Raw genomic sequence first — 26714 nt, forward strand, 5'->3', positions numbered from 1 at the left:
ACGATACGGCGGCCACTTTCCGGACAATCTGGTTTCCAGGGCAATGAAGCCCGGTACGCCACAGGCCGTCGGCCCGTGTGCGGCCGGGCTTTTTTAATGCCTGTCATCCGGCAGGCGCCCCATCACTCAGGGACACGGCGATGACCGCATGGCATGAGGTGAACTTCGGCCGCAAGGGACGCTATATCGGCCGTCCCCATGAACGCGACACGCTGCGACTCGGGTTCATCGCGTTGACCGATTGCGCGCCGTTGGTCGTCGCCCGCGAGGCCGGCTTCTTCGAGGCCGAAGGGCTGGGCGTGGCGCTGTCGCGGGAGTCGTCATGGGCGGCCATTCGCGACAAGGTCGCGCTCGGGATGCTCGACGGCGCCCAGATGCTCGCCGGCATGCCGATCGCCTCGACGCTCGGGCTTGGCGCATCCCCGCATCCGATGGTCACCGCGCTCTCGCTCAGCCTCAACGGCAATGCCATCACCGTGGCGTCGTCGTTGTTCGAGCGCATGCAGGCCGTCGACCCCGTGGCCATGGCTGCCCGCCCCTGTAGCGCGGCCGCGCTCAAGCGGATCATCGACGCCGATCGCGCCGCCGGGCTGGAACCATTGACGTTCGCCATGGTGCACCCGGCCTCGATGCACAACTATCAGCTGCGCTATTGGCTGGCCTCCGCGGGGATCGACCCGGACCGGGATGTCCGGCTCATCGTGGTGCCGCCGGCGCGTATGGTCGCCAATCTGGCCGCGGGGCGTGTTGCCGGATACTGCGTCGGCGAGCCGTGGAATCAGATGGCGGTACGTGCCGGGTTGGGGCATGCGCTGATCACCGGCCACGAGATATGGAACAACGCGCCCGAAAAGGTGCTCGGCGTCAGCCATGACTGGGCACGGACGAACCCGCGTACCCATGGCGCTCTGATTCGTGCGCTGGTACGTGCCGGCCGCTGGCTGGACGACCCCGCCAATCGTCAGGACGCGGCCGATCTGCTCGCCGGCACCGAATATGTCGATGCGCCGGCCGACGTCATTCGCCGCACGCTGGGTGGCCGGTTCTGTTATCGCCCGGGTGCCGCGCCCCGGCCGGCGCCGGATTTCAACGTGTTCTATCGCCATGCGGCGACCTTCCCATGGCGTTCGCATGCGATGTGGCTGCTCAGCCAGATGATTCGCTGGGGCCAGATCGCCATGCCGCTGGATATTGCCGCCACGGCGGCCCGGGTATATCGGCCGGATATCTACCGCGAGGCAGTCGCCTGTCTCGGCCTGGCGGTGCCGACGGCCGATCACAAGCGTGAAGGCACACACCGCCAGCCCTGGACGCTGGCCAGCGCCGAGGCCGAGCCGATCGCGATGGGTGCCGACGCCTTCTTCGACGGCCGGGTGTTCGACCCCGGCGACGTGCTGGCCTATCTGCGCAGCATCCCGGTCCATCGCCGGGGTGCGCGTGTGGCCGAACTGGCGCCACTCAATCCGATGTTCTCCACGCCGGCGCTCGGCCCGGCCCCTGTCTTCGAGGAGTAGTACCCATGGAACTTGCCAATAAGGCCACCCGCATCCGCCTGTTCGACTTCAAGTCGGTACAAATGCGGGCCTTTCATATGAGCTGGGTGGCCTTTCACCTGTGTTTCTTCGGCTGGTTCGGTATCGCGCCGCTCATGGCCGTGGTGCGCGAGGATCTGAATCTCGACAAGTCGATGGTCGGCTCGACCATCATCGCCTCGGTGGCGATCACGGTGCTGGTGCGCCTGATCATCGGTCCGCTGTGCGACAAGTTCGGACCGCGCAAGACCTATTCGACGCTGCTGATTCTGGGCTCGATCCCGGTCATGTGTATCGGTTTTGCCGACAGCTTCGAGACGTTTCTGCTGGCGCGGCTGTGTATCGGCGCGATCGGTGCGTCGTTCGTGATCACCCAGTACCACACGTCGGTGATGTTCGCGCCCAATATCGTGGGCACGGCGAATGCCACCACCGCAGGCTGGGGCAATCTCGGCGGCGGCACCACACAGATGGTCATGCCGCTGATCTTCACCGTCATCGTCTCGCTCGGGATCAACGAATTCCTGGGCTGGCGCCTGGCCATGGTGGTGCCCGGCATCCTGCTGTTCGTGCTCGGCCTGGCCTACTGGAAATTCACCCAGGACGCGCCGGACGGCAATTATTCCGACCTGCGCGCGGCCGGCAAGATTCCGCCGGCCGACCGCGAGAACGGCGGCATGGCCAGCTTCAAGAAGGCCGCGGCGGACTATCGCGTCTGGGCGTTGTTCGTGGTCTATGCCGGCTGTTTCGGCGTCGAGCTGACCATCAACAACGTCGCTGCCATCTATTTCTTCGACAACTTCGAGGTCGGCCTGGAAACGGCGGGCCTGATCGCCGGTCTGTTCGGCCTGATGAATATCTTCGCGCGCACCATGGGCGGCTTCTTCTCGGATCTGTCGGCGCGCTATATGGGCCTCACCGGCCGGGTGCGCTTTCTGTTCGCTGCCATGTTCATCGAGGGGATCGCCCTGGTGACGTTCTCGCAGATGGAGGTGCTGGCCACCGCCATCGCCACCATGATCGTGTTCAGCCTGTTCGTGCAGATGTCCGAGGGCGCGACCTTCGGGCTGGTGCCGTTCATGAACAAGAAGGCGCTCGGCGGGGTGAACGGCATCGTCGGTGCCGGCGGCAACGCCGGGGCGGTGCTCGCCGGTTTTCTGTTCAAGAGCGAATCGCTGTCCTATGGCCAGGGGCTGATGTTTCTCGGCTGTGCGGTGATCGTGTGTTCGTTCTTCGCCTTCTTCGTGCGCTTTTCGCCCGAAGTACTGGCCGAGGAAAAGGCCGCCTTCGATACGGCTTCGTCCGGCGAGGACCCGATCAAGGCGCGTGGCGGCAACACGCCGGAACCGGCCTAGTCGGAAACCAACATGAGCGAGAACACGCCACCGAAACTCGATCTGGTCGTGATCGGTAACGGCATGGCCGGGCTGCGCACGCTCGAAGAGGTGCTCGATGCCGCGCCGGAGCGCTACAACGTGACCGTGTTCGGCGCCGAGCCGCATGTCAGCTACAACCGCATCATGCTTTCGCCCGTGTTGGCCGGCGACAAGGCCTTCGAGGAGATCGAGACCCACGGCCGCGACTGGTATGCCGGTCACGACATCGCCCTCCATACGGGCGAAGCCGTGGTGGATATCGACCGGCGCCGGCGCATGGTCGTCTCGGACACCGGCCGCGAGATCGGCTACGACCGGCTGCTGCTGGCGACCGGTTCCACGCCGTTCATCCTGCCGGTGCCCGGGCACACGCTCGCAGGGGTGATCAGCTTTCGCGATATCGGCGATGTCCATCGCATGGTCGAGGCCAGCGAAAACGGTGGCCGGGCGGTCGTCATCGGCGGCGGGCTGCTGGGCCTGGAAGCGGCCTACGGTCTGCACAAGCGCGGCATGGACGTGACCATCGTCCATCTCATGGACACGCTCATGGAACGCCAGCTCGATCCGGCAGCCGCCGAGCTGTTGCAGTATTCACTCGCCCAGCGTGGCCTGTCGTTTCGCATGGGCGCGAAAACGGCCGCCATTCTCGGCGACGACGCAGGCCGGGTCGCGGGGCTGCGTTTCGACGATGCCGACGACTCCGAGATTGCCGCCGATCTCGTGGTGATGGCGGTAGGCATCCGCCCGAATGTGGATCTGGCGAAAAAAGCCGGTCTGCACTGCGAGAAGGGCATCGTCGTCAACGACACCATGCAGACCTACGATCCGCGGATCTATGCCGTGGGCGAATGCGTGGAGCATCGCCACTCGGTGTATGGCCTCGTCGCGCCGCTATGGGATCAGGCCAAGGTCTGTGCCAATCATCTGGCCTATCGCGGCCATACCCAGTACGAAGGCTCGGTGACCGCCACCCAGCTCAAGGTCACCGGCATCGATGTGTACTCGGCCGGCGATTTCTCGGCCGCCGAGGGCAGCGAGACCCTGATCTTTTCGGACGTGCGCCGCGGCGTCTACAAGCGCATCGTGCTGCGCGACGAGCGCGTGATCGGCGTGGTGCTTTATGGCGACACCCGCGACGGCGGCTGGTATTTCAAGCTCATGCGTGCGGGCACGAACGTCTCGGCGTTTCGCGATCAGCTGCTGTTCGGCCAGGTTTATGTGGCGCAGGACACGCCCGCCGCGGCGGAGGCGGCCTGATGACCGGCCTGACCACGCGTACCACCTGTCCGTATTGCGGCGTGGGCTGCGGCGTGAATGCTGTGGTCGAGAACGGCGCCGTGCGCGTGGCCGGCGACGCGGCGCATCCGTCCAATCTGGGCAGCCTGTGTTCCAAGGGCACGGCACTGGCCGACACGGTCGGCCTCGACGGGCGGCTGCTCCATCCGATGGTGGACGGCCGGCGTGCGAGCTGGGACAACGCGCTCGACGAGGTCGCGGCGCGCTTTGGCGAGATCATCGCTGAACACGGCCCCGACGCGGTGGCCTTCTATGTCTCCGGCCAGCTGCTCACCGAGGACTATTACGTCGCCAACAAGCTGATGAAGGGCTATATCGGCTCGGCGAATATCGATACCAACTCGCGGCTGTGTATGTCGTCGGCGGTGGCCGGCCACAAGCGCGCCTTCGGCGAGGACGTGGTGCCCGGCTGCTACGAGGATCTGGAACGCGCCGACCTTGTTGTTTTGGTCGGCTCGAACACGGCCTGGTGTCACCCGGTGGTCTACCAGCGCATCGTCGCCGCGCAGGAGAACGACCCCAACAAGAAACTCGTGGTGATCGATCCGCGCCGGACGGCCACCGCCGAAGGCGCCGATCTGCATCTGCCGCTCGCGCCCGGGACCGACGTGCATCTGTTCAATGGCCTGCTGGGCTATCTGGCCGGGCAGGGGGTCAGCAGCGATCTGCCCGGTGCGCAGGAGGCTGTTGCCGAGGCCCGCGAGATCGGCGATATCGATGCAGTGGCCGAGGCCTGCGGCGTGGATGCCAGCACGGTAACAGCCTTTTTCGAGTTGTTTGCCCAGACCGAACGCACGGTCACCGTCTTTTCCCAGGGCGTGAACCAGTCCTCGGCCGGCACCGACAAGGTCAACGCCATTCTCAACTGCCATCTGCTGACCGACCGTATCGGCAAGCCCGGGGCCTGCCCGTTCTCGATCACCGGTCAGCCCAATGCCATGGGCGGGCGCGAGGTGGGTGGGCTGTCCAGCACGCTGGCCGCGCATATGGGCTTCGACGGCGCCGATCGTGTCCGGCGGTTCTGGGATTCGCCCGTGATCGCGCGCGAGCCCGGCCTGAAAGCGGTGGAACTGTTCGAGGCGATCGAGTCCGGCCAGGTCAAGGCGGTCTGGATCATGGCGACCAATCCGCTGGTGAGCCTGCCGCATGCCGATCGTGCCAAACGCGCACTTGAAGCCTGCGAGTTCGTGGCCGTGTCCGACTGCATGCGCCATACCGATACGGTCGATCGCGCGCATGTGCTGCTGCCGGCCGCGGCCTGGGGCGAAAAGAGCGGCACGGTCACCAATTCCGAACGCATCATTTCGCGCCAGCGCGCGTTCTTGCCCATGCCGGGCGCGGCGCGTGCGGACTGGGACATCATCTGCGACGTCGCGCGCCGGATGGGCTTCGACGGTTTCGATTTCGACAGCCCGGCGGCGATCTTTCGTGAGCATGCGGCACTCACCGCGTTCGAAAACGACGGCGAGCGTGTGCTCGATCTCGATGGCCTGAGCGATCTCGCCGACAGCGAATACGACACGCTCGAGCCGGTACGCTGGCCCGTGCATGCCACGCAGGCTCTGCGTGCCGCGGGTGCGATGCCGGTCGCACAGGACAGCCGGCGTCTATTCGCCGATGGCGTCTATCCCACATCGGATGGCCGGGCGCATCTGGTCGCGGTGACGCCACGCGGTCCGGCCAATGGGGTCAGCGATCAATGGCCACTGGCACTGAATACCGGGCGCATACGCGATCACTGGCACACGATGACGCGCACGGCCAAATCCGCGCGGCTGTCGGCCCATATTCCGGAGCCGTTCGTGGAAGTGCACTCGGATGACGCCCAAAGCTACGGCGTGAACGACGGTGCCATCGCGACCGTATCGACCGCGCTGGGCGAGGCCCAGCTACGCGTGATCGTCACCGACGGTCAGCGCCAGGGCGCGCTGTTCGTACCCATGCACTGGAACGACCAGTTCGCCGCCCGCGCACGCGTCGGCGCGCTCGCCAATCCGGCCGTCTGTCCGATCTCGGGCGAGCCGGAGTTCAAGCACACGCCGGCGGCTATCGCGGCCTTTGACGCGGCCTGGCATGGCTTCATTCTCGCCAGCCGGCCGCTGCTTCTGGCCGGCGAGGCGAGTATCGACTACTGGGTGAAGATTCCGGGCGAGCGCTTCTATCGCTACGAGGTCGCAGGCCTGCATACCCCCGACGACTGGGCCGCGACCGTACGCGCCTGGATCGGCGTGGGCGAGCGCACGGCAGACTGGCTGGAAGCGGCGGATACGGCCGCCGGGCGTTACCGCGCCGCGCATATGGATGCCGGGCACGTCGAGGCCTGTGTGTTCATCGCTCCCGAGCCCGCCGCGCTACCCGATCGCAGCTGGCTTTCCAGCCTGTTCACCGGCGAGCCGGTCGACGAGGCCGAACGCGCGGGCCTGCTCGCGGGCCGCCCGGCCGACCCCGGTACAGACCCGGGCCCGCAGGTGTGCTCCTGCTTCGGCGTCGGTCGCAACACGATTGCGCGGGCGATCGATGCACACGGCCTGACCAGCGTGGCCGCGGTCGGCGACGCGCTCGATGCCGGCACCAACTGCGGCTCCTGCAAGCCCGAGATCGCCGCGCTGATAGAAGCGCAGGCGGGCGAATGATTCATCCCGATTTCATCGACAACCGTTCGACCACACGGATCGACCCCTCATGAGCACACAGGATTTCGACGAAGAACAGCAGCGCTATCTCAAGGGCGTGACCGCCGGGCTGCATATCGCCCGCGGCGTGCCCGGCATGACCGGACTGACCACCGGCAAGCGTCTGCGCCCCGACGATTTTCATTCCCAGGCGCGTATTCGGGCCCAGGCGATGGGCGGCGAGCTGACCAGCCAGGAGGAGGCCAAGGCCGATCTCAACCCCAACGACATGTGGAACGAGATGGTGGCGCTGGCCAACCTGGGCGAGTATCCGAAAGGCGGCGACGTGTTCCTGATGAAGGGGCGCGGGTTGTTCTATGTCGCGCCCAATCAGGACAGCTACATGTGCCGGCTGCGCATGCCCGGCGGCATCTTCTCGTCGCATCAGTTTCGTGCCGTGGCCGACCTGGCCGAGGCCTACGGCGGCGGCTATACCCATGTCACCACGCGCGCCAATCTGCAGATTCGCGAGATCGGGCCGCGGGATTCGGTGAACGTGCTGATGGGCCTGCAGGACGTCGGCATCCTCAATCAAGGCAGCGGCGGGGACAACATCCGCAACATCACCGGCAGTCCGCTGGCCGGCATCGATCCGGACGAACTGATCGACGTCACGCCCTACTGCCGGGCGATGCACCACCATATCCTCAACCACCGCGAGCTCTACGGCCTGCCGCGCAAGTTCAATATCGCCTTCGATGGCGGCGGGCGGATCAGCGCGCTGGAAGGCACCAACGACATCGGTTTTTCTGCCGTGCTGCCCAAGGCCGATGGACCGTTGCCGCGACGGCCGTACTTCCGCATGGGCCTGGGCGGCATCACCGGCCACAAGGACTTCGCCCGCGATACCGGCGTCATGCTCAAACCCGAGGAATGTGTTCCCGTCGCGCACGCGGTGCTGCACGTGTTTCTGGCCAACGGCGATCGCACCAGCCGCGACAAGGCGCGGCTGAAGTACGTGCTCGATCGCTGGGGCTTCGACAAGTTCATGCGCGAGGTACAGAAAAAACTGCCGTTCACCCTGCGCCGCTACCCGCTGTCGCGTTGCGAGGCCCGGCACCCGGTGGACAAGGCCGGGCATGTGGGCATCCACGATCAGGTCGACGACAAGCAGTATGTCGGTATCGTGCTGCCGGTCGGCCGGCTGACCGTCGACCAGATGCACGGTCTGGCCGATCTCGCCGATCGCCATGCCGACGCGAAGATGCGTACCACCGTCTGGCAGAACCTGGTGCTCGGTAATGTCGACCGATCCGCTATGGACGCGCTCGTGGCCGGCATCGAAAAGCTCGGCCTGCATGTGCACGCCAGTCCCGCGCGTACCGGCATGGTGGCCTGTACCGGCAGCTTCGGCTGCAAGTTCGCCAACGCCGAAACCAAGGCCAAGGCGCTCACGCTGGTCGATCATCTCGAGGACACGCTGGCGCTGGACGCGCCGCTCAATATCCATATGACCGGCTGCCCGAACTCCTGTGCCCAGCACTATGTCGGCGATATCGGGCTGCTCGGCGCGCGCGTGAGCGATCCCGACGCCGTCGACCCGGAAGAGGCCGATCAGGTCGATGGTTTCCATGTCTATATCGGCGGCGGCTACGAAGACGAGCAGGGCATCGCCCGCGAGCTGGCGACCGCCATTCCGGCCGTGCACCTGAACGCCTATCTGGAGAACCTGCTCGGGCTGTATCTCGACGAGCGCAACGCCAGCGAGCGATTCGTGGCCTATGCCCGGCGCCAGGATATCGACGAGCTCAGGCAGCGGCTCGCCGAGCGCTCGGACAAAGCCGGGCAAGCCCAGCGCGAATCCGAAGAAAAAGCGTATTCCGAAGCCGAGGCCCGGGCCGATACGCCCGAACAGGCCAAGACCGAACGCGATGACGCGGCCACCGACGATTACGACCGGTCGCCGGACGAGGCGGACGACGACGAGCAGAAAACGGCCTGAGCGACGCGTCGTTCAAGACGGTGATCCGCAGGAAAGCAAAAGCGCGAGCACGAGGTAACCCATGCCCACACAAGTCGATCTGATTCCCGAGGACGCGCCGTTCGAGGCCGAGCAGCGCGAATGGCTCAACGGCCTGATTGCCGCACTCGCCGGTTGGGAAGGCTCGCTCGGCGGGGGCGATCAGGGCGGCGGCGAGGCCAAGGAGTCCTTTCCCTGGCACGACCCGGCCATGGAAATGGACGAGCGCATGGAACTGGCCGAAGGCAAGCCGCACGAGCGCCAGCTGATGGCTGCCATGGCCCAGCTCGACTGTGGCCAGTGCGGCTATCTGTGCAAGACCTATGCAGAAGCCATCGCCTTCGAAGGCGAGGATCTCAACCGCTGCGTGCCGGGGGCCAAGGAAACCGAGCGCAAGCTCAAGGAGCTGGTTGCCGAGCATGACGCGGCCAACAGTGGCAGCGGCGAAGAAGAAAAGCCCAAGCCCGAGCCCAAGCCGAAGAAGAAGGCGCCGCTGGGCACGCGCGACAACCCCTACATGGCGAAGCTCAAGTCGAGCACGCCGCTCAATGCCGAAGGCTCGACCAAGGACACCCGCCACGTGGTGATCGATCTGGGCGATTCCGGTATCGAATACCAAGCCGGCGATTCGATGGGCATCTACCCGGAGAACGACCCGCGCACGGTCGATGCGATCCTGGCGGATATCGATGCCTCGGGTGGCGAGAAGGTGAAGGCCCCGGACGGCGAGAACAAGCTCCTGCGCCAAGTGCTGCTCAAGGACGTGGATATCACCAAGCCCAGCGACGAAGTCGTCTCCGTGCTGGCGGAATCCGCTACCGACGCCGATGAAGCAGAGGATCTGCGCATGCTCGCCGAACGCGGCGTGGAAGAGGGCCAGACCCTGCTCGAGATCGTGCGCGTCTATCCGAGTGCGCGGCCCAAAGTGCAGGCGATGGTCGACGCGCTCGGCCCGTTGCAGCCGCGACTGTATTCGATCGCCTCGTCGTCGCGGGTCTATCCGAACGAGATTCATACCACCGTCGCCGTGGTGAAGACCGCGGTCTATGGCCGTGGCTACAAGGGCGTGGCGTCCACATTCCTTGCCAAGCGGCTGTCGCGCCACGGCGAAGTACCGTTGTATATCCAGCCTAGCCAGGAATTTCGTGTGTGCGCCGACCCCGATCATCCCGCGATCATGATCGGCCCGGGTACCGGCATCGCGCCGTTCATGGCCTTTCTGCAGGAACGCGAGGCACGCGGCGATGCCGGCAGGAACTGGGTCTTTTTCGGCAACCCGGAATCGGCGAAAGACCATATCTACAAGGATCAGCTCGAGAAATGGCGCCACGGCGGGCTGATCAGCCGGCTCACGCTCGCTTTCTCGCGCGATCAGCAGGACAAGGTCTATGTCCAGGACCGCATGCGCGAACAGGCACGCGAGTTCTGGGCCTGGTTGGAGGCGGGTGCCGTGATCTATATCTGCGGCGACGCCGAGCGCATGGCCAAGGACGTGGATACGGCGTTGCACGACATCGTCGCCGAGCAGGGCCGGCTGAGCGAAGCCGAAGCCAGGCGCTATGTGGAAACGCTGTCGTCCGAGCATCGCTACCTGCGCGACGTGTACTAGCTTTGTTCAGCGGCGTCCTGATGGCTGCCGTGAAGGGCCTGCCTATAGGGCCAGGCCGGTCGGTCGTGCCGGCGGCCACCGGGGCGCGGCGATGATCGGCGCGGCGCGCATCGACCTGTTTCAGTCAGCGCTCATAGGCGATGGCCAGCCGCAGGGTATGGTCGGCCGCGGCATGGCCAAGGCCCCACAGCAGGCCCAACTGGAGATTCAGCGAAGCCTCGTCGTCGACCGGAATCGTGCCGAACAGTGCCGGGCCCAGACGATCGCCAGGCGCGTAGGCCGCGGTGGCGTCGTCGTCCTCTTCATCGGCGAATTCGCGCTCACCGAACCCCTGTACGCCGAACGCGATGCGCTTGCCGGCCGGCCAGCTCGCCTGCCACCCGTAGCTCAGGCCGATGTCCGGCGCACTCGTGATCGCGCGATCGACGAATACATTGGCGCGCAGCGTGAGCGTGCCCAGTCGACGTTCGAACACCGGGCCGACCACCAGCTCGTCGTCGGCGTCGTCCACGGTCGCGATCTCGTAGGACAGGAACAGGCCCAGATCCACCCATGGGTTGCCGGCCGGCGTGAGCTGGAAGACGTTCTCGATCTGCACCTGCGCGAGTCGCGCCACGCTGTCGAAGCCGTCGACGATGACCGGAGAGACGCTCGCGCGCCAGAAACCGGTCGGGCTGTAGCCGAGCTCCAGCCGGTATTCGCGGGCATGATTGTCGCCGTGCCGGTTGCCATCCAGATGATAGTAGCGGGCTTCGAGCTCGGCCTCGCCGGCTTCGACCATGGGCGAGTAGATCTCGTCGTCCGGGCCGACGTCGGCGCCGCAGGTCGGACTCAAACACAGCAGTACGATCGACAGGACCGGCCAGGCGGCACGACCTGCGACAGAGCGCGTCCGGGACATTGGGGCGGCTTCCGGCCAGGGGGTGATGACACGATAGTGCCCGTGGCCCGGATGCCGGGCAACGGACAGCGCCCGAGCGGTCGCCGGACTGGCTGCGCGCTAGACGATGGTCGTAGATGCCGTCGCCTCTTCCGTCGAACCATGTATGCGACACTTATCGGCTGATTTGCCCGGGCCGGATCGCTCCATCGACGGCCCAACCTAACGAGGCGCCATGAACGCTACATCGCTCGATCGCGACCGGCTCGACCGGCTGGTCGAATTCCGCCACGACCTGCATCGCCACCCCGAACTGGGTTTCGAGGAGCGCGAGACCGCGCGCAAGGTCGCCGCGGAACTGGACGCGCTGGGCGTGGAATACGTCGACGGGCTCGGCGGCACCGGCATCGTGGCCTGGATCACCGGCCGCGGTGGCGATAGCGACGCCAGCGTCGGCCTGCGTGCGGATATGGACGCCCTGCCCATCGAGGAGAAAAGCGGCGTCGAGCATGCCTCGACACAGCCCGGGCGCATGCACGCCTGTGGCCACGACGGCCATACCAGCATGCTGCTGGGCGCGGTCGAATCGCTGAAGACGAACGACGATTTCGCCGGCACGGTGTATTTCGTCTTCCAGCCGGCCGAGGAGGGCGTGGGCGGCGCCAAGGCGATGATCGAGGACGGCGTGTTCGAGCGTTTCGACGTGCGCGAGATCTATGCCCTGCACAACTGGCCGGCCCTGCCCATCGGCCAGTACGGGCTGATCGCTGGCCCGATCATGGCCGGCGGCGACCGGGTGGATATCACGATTCACGGCCGCGGCGGCCACGGCGGGCTGAACCCGCACGGCTGTATCGACCCGATCCGGATCGCGGCCGAACTGGTGCACAAGGCGCATACCATCGTCTCGCGCGAGGTCGATCCGCTGCGCCCCGCGGTGTTGAGCATCTGTGCCATGCAGGGCGGCGACCTGAACGGGTTTGCCGTGATTCCCGATGCCGCCCGGCTCTGCGGCACGATCCGCGCGCTGGACGACGCCACCCGCGAGGTTGTGCGCTCGGGCCTGCGCCGGCTGTGCGCGAGCCTGGAGCAGTACTACGACGCGACCATCGAGCTGTCCATCGAGGACAAGTTCGGCGTGACCTACAACGACCCCGGCGCGACCGAAACCGCGCGCGAGGCGATCGCCCGGTGTTTCGGCGCCGATACGCTGGCCGCCGACTACCCGCCGTGCATGGGCGGCGAGGACTTTTCCTACATGCTCGCCGAGCGCCCGGGCGCTTATATCCATGTCGGCTCGGGCGACGGTGAGCACAGCCGCGGTCTGCACCATCCGGAATACGACTTCAACGACCGGATCATGGCCGACGGTATCCGTCTGCTGGCCGAACTGGCACAGGATTCGCTGGCCAAACAGGCCTCAGGCGACACGGAGCGGCGCTCGGCCTGAGCGGCCCGCCGCCATGACATCGGTTTCCAACCCGGGAGAACGCCCATGACCGCCGGACGTACGAGACACGTCACTCGCGCATATGTTCTGTTCGTAGTGGCGATGTTCCTGCTCATGCTCTTTCCGCTCTACGGCATCGCCAATCGCGTGTTTCCGCTCGTGCTCGGCCTGCCGTTCGGGCTGTTCTGGGTCGTGCTGCTGGAAGTGATCGCCTTCGTCGTTCTGTGCGGCTTCTATCGCTATGAATACGGTCAGCGGGGTCGCTCATGAGCAACTGGGAATTCGCACTCGGCGCGATGCTGGTCTATCTCGTGCTCGCCTTCGTGATCGGCCTGATGGCCGGGCGCAAGCGCTCGTTCTGGTCGGTATCCGAATACGCGGTAGCCGACCGCGGGCTCGGGCTGATCGTGATCTGGTTCATGATGGGCGGCACCGTGTTCAGCGCCTTTTCCTTCCTCGGCGGGCCGGGGATGGCGTTTTCCAAGGGCGCGGCGTCGTATTTCGTGCCGGCCTATATCGCTCTCGGCATCCTGCCCTGGTATGTGCTCGGGCCGAAGGTCGGGCGCATCGGGGCACGCAAGAACTTCTTCACCCTCGGCGATTTCCTGGGCGATCGCTACCAGTCGCGCGCGTTGACCGTGCTGGTGGGCGTGATTTCGGTGCTGGCCTTCATCCAGTACCTCACGCTCCAGATCAAGGGCATGGCGTTCATCTTCAATATCCTCACCGACGGCGCGATCCCGTACTGGTTCGGCGCACTGCTGGCCTACGGCATCGTGGTCACCTACGTGGCGACCTCGGGCGTACGCGGCGCGGCCTGGAGTGATGTGCTGCAGGGTGCGCTGATGCTGATCGTGGCCTGGACCGTGGGCTACTACCTGGTCTACACGCTGCAGGGCAGTCCCACCGAAATGTTCACCGCCATCGCCGAGGCCAAACCCGGCTTTCTGACCATCGGCGGCGAGGGCTCGCAGATGTCGGCGATGGCCTATTCGAGCGTGATTCTGGTTTCGGCGCTGGGTTTTCTGATGTGGCCGCATCTGTTCACCAAGTCCTATACGACCACCGAAAAACGCATCAAGATCACCACCATGGCGTTTCCGCTGTTCGGCATCTTTCTGGTGCCGGTACTGTTCGTGGGCTTTGCCGCCATCGGCGTGGTTGCCCCGGACGCGCTGGAAAGCTCCGATCAGATCCTGCCGTATCTGGTGACCCACAATCTGGGCGCGAACGGCTGGCTGTACGGGCTGATCGGCGCAGGCGCGCTGGCCGCGGCGATGTCGTCGTCGGATGCGATCACCCACGGCGGCTCGGTGTCGCTCGGGCGCGACGTGATCCTGCCGTTCAAGCCGGACATGAGCGAACGCAGCCAGGTCTGGATCATGCGGATCGCCGTGGTCGCGATCGGGGCCGCAGCCTACTGGCTGTCGATCTTCGGGGCTGCCGGCATCATCGCGCTGCTGGTCGGTGCCTATGGCTCGATCGCGCAGTTCGTGCCGGCGGTCTATGGCGCGCTGATCTGGCGTCGCGGCACCAAGAGCGGCGCGATCGCCGGCCTGATCGTGGGCATCGGCGTGAACTACTACTACCAGATCGTCGCGTCTTCGACGCCGCTGGATATCAACGCCGGGATCATGGGCCTGCTGTGCAATATCGTGGTGTTCGTGGCGGTCAGCCTGGCGACCCGGCCGGTATCCACTGAACTGGCCGAGGAGTACGCCAACGCCTGAGCCGGCCTCAGAGCCGGCGCAGCGCCGCGACCAACTTGTCCAGCGCAGGGCCCGGGTAGCCGATCAGCACGAGCGCCCGGGTGCTGCGGGCGCGGGCCGCGATCACCCGCAGCCGGCCGCCGGCGACCTGGACCACATGAGAGCCGCCGGGCCGCCCGGCGGCCTCGACCAGGCCCTTGGCCCGGACCAGCGTGGCGGACGCGTTGGTGAGCAGCTCTTCGAGTGCGGCGAGATCCACCGGTCCGGTCAGTTCCACACTTTCGGTGACCAGCCGCCCGCGGGCCGGCCCGGCGGCCGGGGCGGACAGCGCCGGTGAGTCCGGCGCTTCGCCGGGCTCGATCGTTCGGGTGGCGGTGGCATTGAGCCGTTCCAGATGCTGCAGGACCTCGGCACGCGCGGCGTCGTCGAGCCATTCGAGCCGGTTGATCCGCAGATGCCCGACCTCGCGGATCTGGGCACGCACGATATCGGCGATCGCATCGTCGCCGATATGGCGTTCGAAGCCGGCGGCGTCGACCAGCGTCTCCGCGTGTTCGAGCCGGTAGCCGCGTGCCGCGCCGAACAGCTGTATGAGCGGGCGCGGCCGGGCCACGCCGCTGGCTTCCAGCACCAGATGTTCGGGCGGCTGCGGCCAGTCTCGAATCTCGCGCAGCTGGGCGGACAGATCGCCCGCGATGCCGCAACAGGCACAGCCGTTGGACAGCCGCAGGATATGGTCTTCGCGCGATTCGATCAGCTCGGCGTCGATATTGATACGGCCGAAATCGTTGACCAGGAACAGGGCGTTGACGAGTTCGCCGGCGGCGATCAGCGTGTTGATCCGGGTGGTCTTGCCCGCCCCCAGAAACCCGCAGAGCAGGGTGGTGGGAATCATCGTGTCCACGTCCCCGCCCGGATCAGCTGCCGCCGGTGGGCCGGCCGGAGAGCAGCGTGTCGTGGACGCCGATGTCCTTGAGCGGCCTGTCGCTTGTCAGCGGGTCGTCGTCGAGCACGGTGATGTCGGCGAGCTTGCCCGGCTCGAGGCTGCCGATCCGGTCGTCCATGCGCAGGGTATAGGCCGCGCCCAGGGTGATGGCTTCCAGCGCGCGCGCCCGGCTGATCTGTTCGGCCTCGCCCAGCGTCACGCCGCCGGCGGTCTGGCGCGTGGTCGCACACCAGGCGGTGAACAGCGGCGAGATCGGTGTGACCGGCGCATCGCAGTGGATGCCGAAGACGATGCCCAGGCGCTCGGCGCTGGCCGCCGGTTCCAGGCGCTGACAACGATCGAAGCCGAGTGTCTTGGTCAGATGGATATCGCCCCAGTAATAGATATGGTTGGCGAAGATGTTCAGACAGGCGCCCAGGCGTTCTACACGGCGAAGCTGGTCCTGGCGGATGAGCTGGACGTGCTGCAGCGTGTGGCGATGATCCGGGCGTGGCCACATCGCCAGGGCCTCGTCGAGCGCATCCAGGATCACGTTCACGGCTTCGTCGCCGTTGGTATGCACGTGCAGGTGCAGCCCGGCCTGATGATAGTGGCCGACCATGTCGTGAAACGTCTCCGGCGGGGCGTTCCAGACGCCGTTGTCCGGGCCGGTGAGATAGCCTGGCCACTGCAGGCGCGCGGTGAAGTTCTGGATCGCACCGTCGGTGACGAGCTTGACCAGGCCGAACTGCAGGCGCTCGTGATTGTAGGCGAGCGCCTGTTGCACCCGTTCGCTGCCGGCCTGCGGCTCCCAGGCCAGGGCATTCAGCGCCGGCACCAGCCGGACCGGAAAATCCTCGGCGGCGGTGGCTTCGCGCAGGGCCGCGATGGCGGCATCGCTCATCGGGTTGAGCAGGTCGGTGATCGTGGTCACCCCCTCGCGGCGGGCGGCCTGAGCATAGCGATTGAGCGCGCCGGTATCGGACGCACCCTCGAAGATGTCGAATTCGAGTGCATCGAATACCGGATGCATGGCCGCGAATTCCTCGACCACGCCGCTGGGCCGGCCGTCGTCGCCGCGCTTGATGCCTTCCATGTCCAGGTCGTGGAGGTTCGCTCGGGCGATGGTCGCGCTGTTGACGAACATCACGTGCAGGCTGGCATGGATGACGACGATGGGGCGGGTCTCGCTGACCGCATCCAGCAGCCGGCGGTCGATGATCGCGTCATCGAAATAGACCGGGTCCAGCCCCCAGGCGACGAGCGGGGCCTCGCTATCGCCCTGGGAGACGTGTTCTGCAAGCCGGTCCTGGACCGCCTCGGGCGATTTCAGCCCCGGCCATAGCCGGCCTTCCGGGTCGCGGCGATCGAAATAACCCAGATAGAGATGGTTCCAGACCGAGCCTTCCAGCGCATGGCTATGGCCCTCGACGAAACCGGGTACGAGCACCTTGTCGGCATAGCGGTCGTCGATCCGAACGTCGCCGAACCGGCGTATCTCGTCGATCGGTCCCACGCCGAGCACGCGACCGTCGCGCACCGCCACGCATTCGCCGGCCGGCTGCGAGGGGTTCATCGTATGCACGGTACGGGCGGTATAGACGGTGATGGTCATCGCGATCGGACTCTCGGGTCGACGAGTTGGAACATGCCAACATAGTGAGCCGGCGCCGATCGGACAAGCAGGAGTCGCGGTGCACCCGATCGCCTGACCGGGCGGGCGCGATGCCTCGGGTCGGCCGGGTCAGACGTTCAGGCGCGCATCGTCCCAGACCGGGGCTACGCCCGAGGGCAGATCGCGCAGCCGCCCGAGGCCCAGCCAGAATTGTTCGGGGGCATGAAAATCCGAGCCGACCGAGCCGAGCAAGCCATGCTCGCGGGCATGGGCGGCGGCGGTGATTTCCTGGCTGCGTTCGGTGGTGCCGGTACAGATCTCGAGCGCGTGGCCGCCGGCGTCCGCGAAGGCGGCGACCGCGCGCCGGCGCCAGGCTGCGGAAAAGCCATAGCCGAACGGATGGGCCAGCACCGCGATGCCGCCCGCGCCGTGGATCCAGCCGATCGCGTCGTCCAGCCCGGCCCACTGGATGCTGCGATGGCCGGGTTTGCCCGGCCTGAGATAACGCTTGAACGCCTGATTCATATCCTTGCACAAGCCGTCCTCGACCAGCAGGCGTGCGAAATGCGGGCGGGCGATCTGGCCGCCGTCGGCCAGCCGGCAGGCACGCTCGTACCCGTCGTCGAGGCCGAGGCGTGACAGCTTCTGCGCGATCGCGCGGGCGCGATGGTCGCGGGCCTGCTGCAGCTCGGCCAGCCCTGCCGACAGGCCCGGGTCGTCGGCATCGAAACCCAGGCCGACGACATGCAGGGTGCGCTTTTGCCAGGTCACCGAGATCTCGACGCCGGCGATCAGGCGGACGTCCACACGGTCGGCGACGTCGCGGGCCTCGGCCAGGCCGGCCGTGGTGTCGTGGTCGGTCAGCGCCAGGCGTCGTACACCGGCCTGCGCGGCGCGTGCCACGACCTCGCCCGGGCGCAAGCGGCCGTCCGAGGCGGTCGAATGACAGTGCAGGTCGATCACGGTTGCAGGCGCACCGGGCCGCGGGACGATATGCTGTGCTTCATCACGACAGGGTAACGATTTTCCGGGTATGTCGATGGCTCATTTCGGTTTTCTGCCCGCCTGGCTGCTGGGCGCGCACCTCATCGTCGAACTGTTGCTGATTGGGCGCGTGCTGTTGCGCCCGTATCGCGATCCGTCGGCACGGGTGGCGTGGCTGGTGGTGCTGGTCGCTCTGCCGGTGGTAGGGATCGCGCTGTATCTGCTGTTCGGCGAGACGAGCATCGGCCGTCGTTATATCGCCCGCCGGCGCGAGATCCTGTCGCGTCTGCCGGCGCCCGATACGCTCACGCCCACGGTGCGAACCGCGCCGCGCGTGTCCCATCTGTTCGACATGGGAGCCTCGATCAACGGCTATCGGCCCTGTGGCGGCAATGCGTTCGTCTTTCCCGACGGCGCCGATGCCACGATCGATGCGCTGGTCGCCGATATCGATGCCGCGACCGAGCATGTGCATCTGCTGTTCTATATCTGGCTGACCGACCACAACGGCCTGCGCGTGGTCGAGGCGATATGCCGGGCCGCCACACGGGGCGTGACCTGCCGCGTGCTGGTCGATGCGGTCGGCTCGCGCGGGTTGATCAAGTCGCCGCATTGGCAGGCAATGACGCAGGCCGGGGCCCACACCGTGGTCGCGCTGCCGGTGGGCAACCCGGCGTTTCACGTGTTCTTCGGCCGGCTGGACCTGCGCAACCATCGCAAGATCGTGGTCATCGATCACGGCATTACCTACACGGGCAGCCAGAACTGTGCCGACGCCGCGTTCGCGATCAAGGCGCGTTTCGCGCCCTGGGTGGACACCATGATGCGTTTCGAGGGGCCGATCGCGCGGCAGAACCAGCATCTGTTCGTCACCGACTGGATGACCTATTCGGATGAAGATTGTGCCGAACTGCTCGTCGCCCCACCCATACCGACCCCCGGCGGGGTGGTGGCCCAGGCCATCGGCACGGGCCCGACCGAGCGTTATTCGGCGGCACCGGAGCTGATCTGCTGTCCGCTCCATGCGGCACGCCGCCAGCTGATCGTGACCACGCCGTACTTCGTGCCCGACGACGCGCTGCTGCAGTCGCTGTGTTCGGCGGCCTATCGCGGCATCGATATACGCATCGTGTTTCCGGCGCGCAATGATTCCCGCATCGTGGCCGCGGCCAGCCGCAGCTATTACCACGACCTGCTGGTCGCGGGTGTGCGCATATTCGAATACCGCCCCGGGCTGCTGCATGCCAAGACGCTGACCGTCGACGACGACATTACGCTCATCGGCTCGACCAACCTGGACCGCCGCAGCTTCGATCTGAACTATGAGAACAACCTCTTGCTGCACTCGGTACAGGTCACCGCGGCGGTCCGTGAACGCCAGCTGCGATTCATCGCCGATTCGCAGCCGGTGACGCTGGCCGAGGTTGAGTCGGTCGGTCGCGGACGCCGAGCCTGGCGCAACGCACTGGCGATGCTGGGGCCGGTACTCTGAATCGACGGGCCGCGTCTGCGGCCCGTAGAAGCCGGGCGTAGCGGCCGGCTTCGCCGATCAGTCGTCGTGCCAGGCGTGCAGTACGCGATCCGCCTCACCGAAACGATCGCTGGCGTTGTCGTGCTGATGCCAGTACGGGTAGATCAGCTCCGGCCGGCTGACCTTCTCGATCGCCGCGATCTCGTCGGTGCTCAGCGTCAGTTCCGCCGAGGCCAGGTTGTCGGCCAGCTGATCGGCCTTGCGCGCGCCGATCACCGCCGTCGATACGCCCGGGCGATGCGTGATCCAAGCCAGGGCGACCTGGGCGGCGGATACGCCGTGGGCCTCGCCGACCTCCACCAGCGTTTCGATGATGTCGAACAGCCGGGTTTCGTTCGAGATCGGCGGTTCGTTCCAGCCGTCGGCGAACCGGGTGCCTTCGGGCTGCTCCCGATCACGCCGGTACTTGCCCGACAGCAGGCCGCCGGCCAACGGGCTCCAGATCATCGTGCCCAGGCCGGCGTCCACGGCCGCGGGCATGAGTTCGTACTCGGCTTCGCGTGCCTGCGGCGTGTAGTGGATCTGCTGGCTGATCGGCTTGATGAAGCCCTCGCGCTCGCACACCGCCATGACCTTCATCGCATGCCAGGCCGAGAAGTTGGAGATGCCGTAATAGCGGATCTTGCCGTGCCGCACCAGCGTATCGAAGGTCTCGAGCGTCTCCTCGAGCGGCGTCATGCCATCCCACATGTGCATCTGGTAGAGATCGATGTAGTCGGTATCCAGCCGCTTGAGGCTGGCCTCGACCTGCTGGCGGATATGGGCACGCGACAGCCCGCCGTCATTGGCCCCGTCGCCCATGGGGAAACGCACCTTGGTGGCGACCAGCACGTCCCGGCGCTTCTTGCCCAGCGCCTTGCCGAGGATCTTCTCGGAGGCGCCGGCCGAATACATGTTGGCGGTATCGAAGATGTTGACGCCGGCATCGATCGCCTGATCGACCAGCCGGGCGGCGCCCTTGATATCGGTGTTGCCCACCTTCGACATCGCGCCTTCGCCGCCGAAGGTCATGGTGCCGAGCGTGAGTTGCGAGATTCTGAGGCCGGAGCGGCCAAGCGGACGGTACTGCATGGAAGTCGTTCCGTGGTTCGATAGTGACCGAACGATTGGTGCGTTGGCCCGATTGTTCAAACCGTGGATCGGTGACGGCAAACACCCTGGCGCCGTGAATCCATCGACTCGTCTATACTGTCAGTGTTCAATGTCAGAGTCAGGGGAGTTCGAATCGTGTCCGTACCGCTTGCCGAGGCGCGTGTCCAGTTGGGCAGCCATATCGATCGTGCCCGCCGACAGGCCGAGCATGCCCGTCGCCATCTGTTCGATCGCGCGTCGTTGAGCCAGGCCGGTCAGACGCCGTTCGAAACGGTGTGGTCCGATGGCGCCATGCATCTGCGCTACTACCCGCCGCTGGGTGAGGTGACACAGCCGCCGCGCACGCCGCTGGTGCTGGTGCCGCCGCTCGCGGTGAACATGCTCGTCTACGATCTCTTTCCCCACCGCAGCCTGGTGCGCTATCTGCGCACGCGCGGATTCGAACTCTATCTGATCGACTGGGGCCGGCCATCGCGTGCCCAGAACGCACGCAATCTGGCGGGTTATTTTGCTCAGCTGTTGCCGCAGATGCTCGACCGCGTACGGGCGCGCACGGGCTGCAAGCGGTTGAACCTGCATGGCTGGAGCCTGGGCGGGCTGTTCGTGCTGTGCCAGGCCGCACTCGCGGCCGACGATGAAATCGCCAATCTGGTCGTCGTCGGTGCGCCGGTGGATTACCACGACAATGGGGTGCTGGGCGAGCGCTATCGCTGGCTCAGCCGGCATGCCGGACGTCTTCACGAGCTCACGGGCCTGAGCGCAGCGCAGTTGCCGTCCGCCGTGCTGCGTTCACCCGGCTGGGTCAATTCGCTGGCGTTCAAGCTGACCACTCCCATGGCCAGCCTGCGCAGCTATGGGCGGCTGTTGCGCAACCTGCATGACGACGAGTACGTGCGGTCGCATGCCACCCATGCCGCCTTTCTGAACGGTATGGTCGCCTATCCGGGCGGCGTTGTGGCCGACTTCATCGACTATCTGTGGGTGGATAACGTAATGGCCGACGGTCGTCTGCCCATGGCGGATACCCAGGCGACCCTGGCCGACGTGCGGGCGCCGATTCTCAATATCACCGGTCAAGACGATCTCATCGTCACCCCCCGGTGCAGTCAGGCAATGGCCGATCTGGTCGGTGCTGCGGATATCACCTGCAAGGTCGAGCCAGGCGGACATGTGAGTATCGTCTCCGGCGAGCAGGCCGCGCGCCAAAGCTGGCCCGCGATCGCCGACTGGCTGATCGCCCGCGATTGATGCCGGCTCACAGCAGTCCGGCGATGCGTCCAGCCAGGAAATCGAGGAACAGTTCGATCCGCAGCGACAGCGCCGTGTTGCGGTAATAGACGGCATGGATCGCCTGCCGCCGATCTTCGATACGGTCGCTCAGTACCGGCTGCAGCCGGCCGTCGGCGACCAGCTCGCGGGTCACATAGTCGGCCATGCTGGCGATGCCTTCGCCGGCCAGCGCCAGCGCGATCAGGGTGCTCGCACTGGAGGCGGAAACGCTCGGCGTGATCCGCAGATCGCGCCCCTGCGCACCGCGTAGCGGCCAGGCGTTGAGATGCGGCATCTGATTGAAGCCGAGCAGTGAATGCTCGTCCAGATCGGCCGCCGACTGCGGGATGCCGTGGCGGGCCAGGTAGGCCGGGCTCGCGACCAAGCGCAGACGGGTATGACCGAGTGGGCGCGCGTGCAGCGTGGAATCCTCAAGCGTGCCGATCCGGATCGCGACATCGGTATGTTGTTCTAGCAGATCGATGAACCGGTCGTGGGTATCCAGCGCCAAGGTGATCTGCGGGTAGCGGGCACGAAACGCCCCGATCTGCGGCACGATCACCGACTGCATGAACGTCGGCGCCGCGTTGATACGCAGCGTGCCGGCTGGCTGTGCGCGGCGTAGCGCCATGGCCTGTTCGGCATCGTCTGCGGCGTCGAGCAGGGCGCGCGCATGCGGCAGCAGTTCGCGGCCTTCTTCGGTGAGTTTCACCCGGCGGGTCGTGCGGGCGAGCAGGGTGGTGCCCAGCTTGTCTTCCAGCCGGGCGAGCCCTCGGCTGACACCGGATACGGTCTGGCCGAGCCGTTCGGCTGCTGCGGTGATCGAGCCACTGTCGACGACCGCGACGAAGACCTGATGTTCTGCCAGCGTCGTTTTCATTGTTGATTGCCAGTCAATAATGATTTGCAGTTTATCCCGTTTCGAGCAGGGCGCGGACGCGCCAGACTGCGTGTCGTTTCATCCTTCGCACTGTTTTCGAGACCTCTGCCATGAATATCCTTCTGCTCAACGGGCAGCGCCCGTTCGCCCATTCCAGCGGCCGGCTCAACACCACGCTGCACGACACTGCGATCGAGGCACTCACGACCCTCGACCACGATCTGCGTACCACCGATATCGACGCCGGCTACGACGTGGCGGCGGAAGTGGAAAAATTCCTCTGGGCCGATGCAATCGTCTACCAGATGCCCGGCTGGTGGATGGGCACGCCCTGGATCGTCAAGCGTTATCTTGACGAAGTGCTTACCGAAGGCCATGGCAGCCTGTATGCCAGCGACGGCCGCAGCAGCCGCGATCCGGACCGTCATTACGGCACCGGCGGCCTGCTGCAGGGGCGTCGCTACATGCTGTCGCTGACCTGGAACGCGCCTCAGGCCGCCTTCGACCGGCCGGATGAATTCTTCGAGGGCCGCGGCGTGGACGGCGTCTATTTCCCGTTCCACAAGTCGCAGGAATTTCTCGGCCTCGAAGCGATGCCGACCTTTCTGGCCACGGACGTGATGAAGGCGCCGTCGGTCGATGCCCAACGGGCGCGCTATCGCGAGCATCTGGTCAGCGTCTTCGGCCAGGCCGAGACCAACGCCGCCATGTCGGCCTAGCCCAGCCGCTTGTGCTGCACAACGCGCGGTTTTCGGTAGTCGCCCGCAAGTAGCCGCCGCTACACTCGGGCAAACGAAAACAACGCGTGTCGATAGCGCGATGAGGGGCAGGGCATGGTGGAAAAAGCGGACAGTATCGTTGTAGGCGCGGGCCTGGCAGGGTTGGTTGCCGCCGCGGAACTGGCCGATGCGGGCAAGTCGGTGATCATCGTCGAACAGGAAGGCGAGAACTCGGTCGGCGGCCAGGCGTTCTGGTCGCTCGGCGGGTTGTTCATGATCGATACGCCCGAGCAGCGGCGTATGCGTATCAAGGACAGTCCGGAGCTGGCGCTCTCCGACTGGCTCGGTTCGGCCGGTTTCGACCGGCCCGAGGATTACTGGCCGCGCAAGGTCGCCGAGGCCTTCATCGAGTTCTCCGCCGGCGAGATGCGGCCCTGGTTGTACGAGCAGGGCATGCGCTGGTTTCCGGTCGTGGGCTGGGCCGAACGCGGCGGCTCGCTGGCCAGCGGCCACGGCAATTCGGTGCCGCGTTTTCATCTGACCTGGGGCACCGGCCCGGGCACGGTCGCGCCCTTCGAGCGGCGCGTACGCAAGCATATGGACGCCGGGCGGATCACCCTCAAATGCCGGCACCAGGTCAGCCGCCTGGTCATGACCGACGGGGCGGCCACCGGCGTGGCCGGCGAGGTGCTGGCGCCGAGCACGGTCGAACGCGGCCAGCAATCCAGCCGCGATGTGGACGGCGAATTCGAGTTCGCGGCCGGGGCGGTGCTGGTCACGGCCGGCGGCATCGGCGGCAACCACGAGCGCGTGCGTGCGAACTGGCCGTCCGAGCGTCTGGGCGCCGCACCCGCGCACATGATCTCGGGCGTGCCGCATCACGTGGACGGGCGCATGCTCGATATCAGCCATGAGGCCGGTGCTGCGATCATCAACAGCGATCGCATGTGGCACTACACCGAAGGCATCAAGAACTGGCACCCGATCTGGCCGATGCACGGCATCCGCATCATTCCAGGCCCGTCGTCGCTGTGGTTCGATGCCACCGGCCGGCGTCTGCCCGCGCCGTGTCTGCCCGGTTTCGACACGCTCTCGACGCTGCGCGAGATTCTGGCCACGGGCCATGACTACTCCTGGTTCGTGCTCACCCAGAAGATCATCGAAAAGGAATTCGCGCTGTCCGGCTCCGAGCAGAATCCGGACATGACGTCGCAGCAATGGCGGAAGGTGCTCAAGAGCCGGCTGTCCAAGGGCGCACCGCCGCCGGTCGAGGCGTTCAAGCAGCACGGCGAGGATTTCATCGTGGCCGACGATATCGGCGAACTGGTGGCGGGCATGAACCGGCTGGCCGGCAACGAGCTGATCGACCGCGCCGCGCTGGAGACCCAGATCGTGGCCCGCGATGCCCAGATCGACAACGCCTATTCCAAGGACGCCCAAGTCACGGCCATCCACGGTGCGCGGCGCTATATCGGCGACAAGCTGTTCCGCACGGCGTCCCCGCACAAGATGCTCGACCCGGCCAACGGGCCGCTGATCGCGGTCCGGCTGCATATCCTCACCCGCAAGACGCTGGGCGGGCTGCATACCAATCTGGACGGGCAGGTGCTCGACGCCGCCGGCGAGCCCATTGCCGGGCTCTATGCAGCGGGCGAGGTGGCCGGCTTCGGCGGCGGCGGCTACCACGGCTATAACGCGCTGGAAGGCACGTTTCTGGGCGGCTGCATCTTCTCGGGGCGTTGCGCGGGCCGGCACGCGGCCGCCCATCTCTAGCGCGAGCGGATACGCAACTCCACCGGTGCGACGCCGTCGGCCACCATGCCCAGGCGTTCGGCCGCCGCGCGAGACAGATCGATGATCCGGCCGCGGGTATAGGGACCGCGATCGTTGATACGCACGGTCACCCTGCGATCGTTGTCGAGGTTGGTCACCTGCACCCGCGTGCCCAGTGGCAGGGTGCGATGGGCAGCCGTCAGCGCGCGCGAATCGAAGCGTTCGCCGCTGGCCGTGCGGCGGCCATCGAACGAGGCGGCATAGTAGGCCGCCTCGCCGCGCTGATAGACCCGCTCGCCTGACGATGCCGGTCCACCGCTGCCGGGGGCCGCGGCACAGCCGGCGAGAGTCAGTATTAGCAACCACAGGATCAACAAGCGGAAATCGACAGGCATACGAAAGGTCTCGTGAATCGGCGCCGGGCAAAGGCGATGCGTGCCGTCGAATAATCTAAGGCTTTTTCCTGCGACGGCGCGAGCATGGCCTGCACGGGATGGGCCCGGCCGGACGCGCGTACTGATACGGGTCATGGCGGACGCGGTATATCATCCGCACATCACCCCCGGTGGCTGCCCCGGGGTCCAAACCGACGATGCGCGTCCGGCGCTGCGGCGGCCGGCCGCGCCCTGCCGATGGCGAGCGTGCACGATTTTTGCTGTGGTATGCGCAACCGGCCGGGTTCTTGCTTGTCAGGGCTCTGGCAGCAGGCAGCGTCGAAATGCCGCGACAGAACGGCAGGGTTTTCTCCCCGCGCGGGAGATGGTGCAAGGTGCGTATGAGATACAAGGTTCTTCTTTTCGATCTGGATGGCACGCTGACCGATCCGCGTGAGGGCATCACGCGTTGTGTGCAACATGCTTTGGCCTGTCAGCAGATCGATGAGCCGGATCGCTCGAAACTCGACTGCTTCATTGGACCACCGCTCAAGCAGTCGTTCATCGACTGGTATGGCATGGAGGGCAACGCCGCCGATCGGGCGGTGGCGGACTATCGAGAACGTTTCGGGGAGATCGGCATGTTCGAGAACACCCTCTATGCCGGCATCGTCGAACTGCTGACCGGGCTCAAGCGAAGCGGACGCCAGCTGTTCGTGGCGACCTCCAAGCCATGGTTCTACGCCCGCCAGATCATCACTCATTTCGGACTGGACGAGTTCTTCGGCCGGGTCTACGGCAGCGAGCTCGACGGCACACGCGTGGAAAAACACGCACTGATCGCCCATATCCTGCGCGAAGAGCGCATCGAAGCCGGGCATGCGCTGATGATCGGCGATCGCCGCTATGATCTGATCGGCGCGCGCCACAACGGCGTGGCCGCGGCAGCGGTCGGCTACGGCTACGGCAGCCGCGACGAACTGATGGCCGAACAGCCGGATCATTATTTCGCCACTCTGGCCGAACTGGACGAAGCACTACGCGCCTGTCGCGTCTGAGACACTGGTG

The 26714-nt window shown here is 66.0% G+C and carries 21 protein-coding genes; 14 read left to right on the top strand and 7 right to left on the bottom strand.

Annotation, left to right across the window (positions count from 1 at the left end; translation table 11 throughout):
* Positions 1–140: 140 nt before the first annotated feature.
* The 6 genes from T31B1_RS12990 (at position 141) to T31B1_RS13015 (ending at position 10445) form a co-directional block, all read left to right on the top strand.
* Positions 141–1514 (top strand): CmpA/NrtA family ABC transporter substrate-binding protein, encoded by a 1374-nt coding sequence (locus T31B1_RS12990; protein WP_353249935.1) that lies wholly within the window; start codon positions 141–143, stop codon positions 1512–1514.
* Between the two features lie 5 nt (positions 1515–1519).
* Entirely contained in the window at positions 1520–2887 is a 1368-nt protein-coding gene (locus T31B1_RS12995) for an MFS transporter (RefSeq protein ID WP_353249936.1), read from the top strand.
* 12 nt (positions 2888–2899) lie between these two features.
* Positions 2900–4165, top strand: coding sequence for an NAD(P)/FAD-dependent oxidoreductase (locus tag T31B1_RS13000; RefSeq protein ID WP_353249937.1), 1266 nt, complete (start codon positions 2900–2902; stop codon positions 4163–4165).
* Positions 4165–6837: a molybdopterin-dependent oxidoreductase gene (locus tag T31B1_RS13005; RefSeq protein WP_353249938.1), complete on the top strand. Its 2673-nt coding sequence runs from the start codon at positions 4165–4167 to the stop codon at positions 6835–6837. Before T31B1_RS13000 ends, T31B1_RS13005 begins: the two co-directional genes overlap by 1 nt.
* 49 nt (positions 6838–6886) lie before the next feature.
* Positions 6887–8818: a NirA family protein gene (locus T31B1_RS13010; RefSeq protein ID WP_353249939.1), complete on the top strand. Its 1932-nt coding sequence runs from the start codon at positions 6887–6889 to the stop codon at positions 8816–8818.
* A 61-nt stretch (positions 8819–8879) separates the two neighbouring features.
* Positions 8880–10445, top strand: coding sequence for a sulfite reductase subunit alpha (locus tag T31B1_RS13015; protein ID WP_353249940.1), 1566 nt, complete (start codon positions 8880–8882; stop codon positions 10443–10445).
* 124 nt (positions 10446–10569) lie between these two features.
* On the opposite strand, the gene T31B1_RS13020 is transcribed toward T31B1_RS13015, so the two are convergent.
* A complete protein-coding gene (locus tag T31B1_RS13020; RefSeq protein WP_353249941.1) occupies positions 10570–11346 on the bottom strand; it encodes a hypothetical protein in 777 nt (258 codons plus the stop codon).
* A gap of 214 nt (positions 11347–11560) precedes the next feature.
* Between T31B1_RS13020 and T31B1_RS13025 the strand changes: the two genes are divergently transcribed.
* From T31B1_RS13025 to T31B1_RS13035, 3 genes are read left to right on the top strand one after another with little or no spacing between them, the layout of a single operon-like run.
* The gene (locus tag T31B1_RS13025) at positions 11561–12775 is read left to right on the top strand and encodes an amidohydrolase (protein WP_353249942.1); all 1215 of its coding nucleotides are present in this window, start codon (positions 11561–11563) and stop codon (positions 12773–12775) included.
* 45 nt (positions 12776–12820) lie between these two features.
* Entirely contained in the window at positions 12821–13045 is a 225-nt protein-coding gene (locus T31B1_RS13030) for a hypothetical protein (RefSeq protein WP_353249943.1), read from the top strand.
* Positions 13042–14505 carry a sodium:solute symporter family protein gene (locus tag T31B1_RS13035; RefSeq protein ID WP_353249944.1) on the top strand — a complete coding sequence of 488 codons (1464 nt, stop codon included), beginning with the start codon at positions 13042–13044 and terminating at the stop codon, positions 14503–14505. The genes T31B1_RS13030 and T31B1_RS13035 overlap by 4 nt, the downstream gene beginning before the upstream one ends.
* A 7-nt stretch (positions 14506–14512) precedes the next feature.
* Here the strand turns inward: T31B1_RS13035 and T31B1_RS13040 are convergent, their stop codons facing one another.
* The 3 genes from T31B1_RS13040 to T31B1_RS13050 form a co-directional block, all read right to left on the bottom strand.
* Entirely contained in the window at positions 14513–15379 is an 867-nt protein-coding gene (locus tag T31B1_RS13040; RefSeq protein WP_353249945.1) for a CobW family GTP-binding protein, read from the bottom strand.
* A gap of 22 nt (positions 15380–15401) precedes the next feature.
* Positions 15402–17024, bottom strand: a complete 1623-nt coding sequence (locus T31B1_RS13045; RefSeq protein ID WP_353249946.1) for an amidohydrolase — start codon at positions 17022–17024, stop codon at positions 15402–15404.
* Between the two features lie 129 nt (positions 17025–17153).
* Positions 17154–17987, bottom strand: a complete 834-nt coding sequence (locus tag T31B1_RS13050; protein WP_353249947.1) for a PHP domain-containing protein — start codon at positions 17985–17987, stop codon at positions 17154–17156.
* A 76-nt stretch (positions 17988–18063) separates the two neighbouring features.
* Here T31B1_RS13050 and cls point away from each other — a divergent pair, with 76 nt between their 5' ends.
* Positions 18064–19500 (top strand): cardiolipin synthase, encoded by a 1437-nt coding sequence (gene cls / locus T31B1_RS13055; protein ID WP_502950992.1) that lies wholly within the window; start codon positions 18064–18066, stop codon positions 19498–19500.
* 57 nt (positions 19501–19557) lie between these two features.
* On the opposite strand, the gene T31B1_RS13060 is transcribed toward cls, so the two are convergent.
* Complete coding sequence (locus T31B1_RS13060) at positions 19558–20610, bottom strand: aldo/keto reductase (RefSeq protein WP_353249949.1); 1053 nt, start codon at positions 20608–20610, stop codon at positions 19558–19560.
* A 156-nt stretch (positions 20611–20766) separates the two neighbouring features.
* Here T31B1_RS13060 and T31B1_RS13065 point away from each other — a divergent pair, with 156 nt between their 5' ends.
* Positions 20767–21879 (top strand): alpha/beta fold hydrolase, encoded by a 1113-nt coding sequence (locus T31B1_RS13065; RefSeq protein WP_353249950.1) that lies wholly within the window; start codon positions 20767–20769, stop codon positions 21877–21879.
* Positions 21880–21886: 7 nt separating this feature from the next.
* Here T31B1_RS13065 and T31B1_RS13070 read toward each other — a convergent pair whose 3' ends face one another.
* Positions 21887–22780, bottom strand: a complete 894-nt coding sequence (locus tag T31B1_RS13070; protein ID WP_353249951.1) for a LysR substrate-binding domain-containing protein — start codon at positions 22778–22780, stop codon at positions 21887–21889.
* A gap of 110 nt (positions 22781–22890) precedes the next feature.
* Between T31B1_RS13070 and T31B1_RS13075 the strand changes: the two genes are divergently transcribed.
* Both T31B1_RS13075 and T31B1_RS13080 read left to right on the top strand, forming a co-directional pair.
* Entirely contained in the window at positions 22891–23499 is a 609-nt protein-coding gene (locus tag T31B1_RS13075; RefSeq protein WP_353249952.1) for an NAD(P)H-dependent oxidoreductase, read from the top strand.
* 114 nt (positions 23500–23613) lie between these two features.
* Positions 23614–25272, top strand: coding sequence for an FAD-binding dehydrogenase (locus tag T31B1_RS13080; RefSeq protein ID WP_353249953.1), 1659 nt, complete (start codon positions 23614–23616; stop codon positions 25270–25272).
* Here T31B1_RS13080 and T31B1_RS13085 read toward each other — a convergent pair.
* A complete protein-coding gene (locus T31B1_RS13085; protein WP_353249954.1) occupies positions 25269–25667 on the bottom strand; it encodes a septal ring lytic transglycosylase RlpA family protein in 399 nt (132 codons plus the stop codon). The genes T31B1_RS13080 and T31B1_RS13085 overlap by 4 nt on opposite strands.
* Positions 25668–26047: 380 nt before the next feature.
* Between T31B1_RS13085 and T31B1_RS13090 the strand changes: the two genes are divergently transcribed.
* Entirely contained in the window at positions 26048–26704 is a 657-nt protein-coding gene (locus tag T31B1_RS13090; RefSeq protein ID WP_353249955.1) for an HAD hydrolase-like protein, read from the top strand.
* Positions 26705–26714: the final 10 nt, after the last annotated feature.

This window comes from Salinisphaera sp. T31B1 (genome assembly GCF_040361275.1).
Classification (GTDB): Bacteria; Pseudomonadota; Gammaproteobacteria; order Nevskiales; family Salinisphaeraceae; genus Salinisphaera.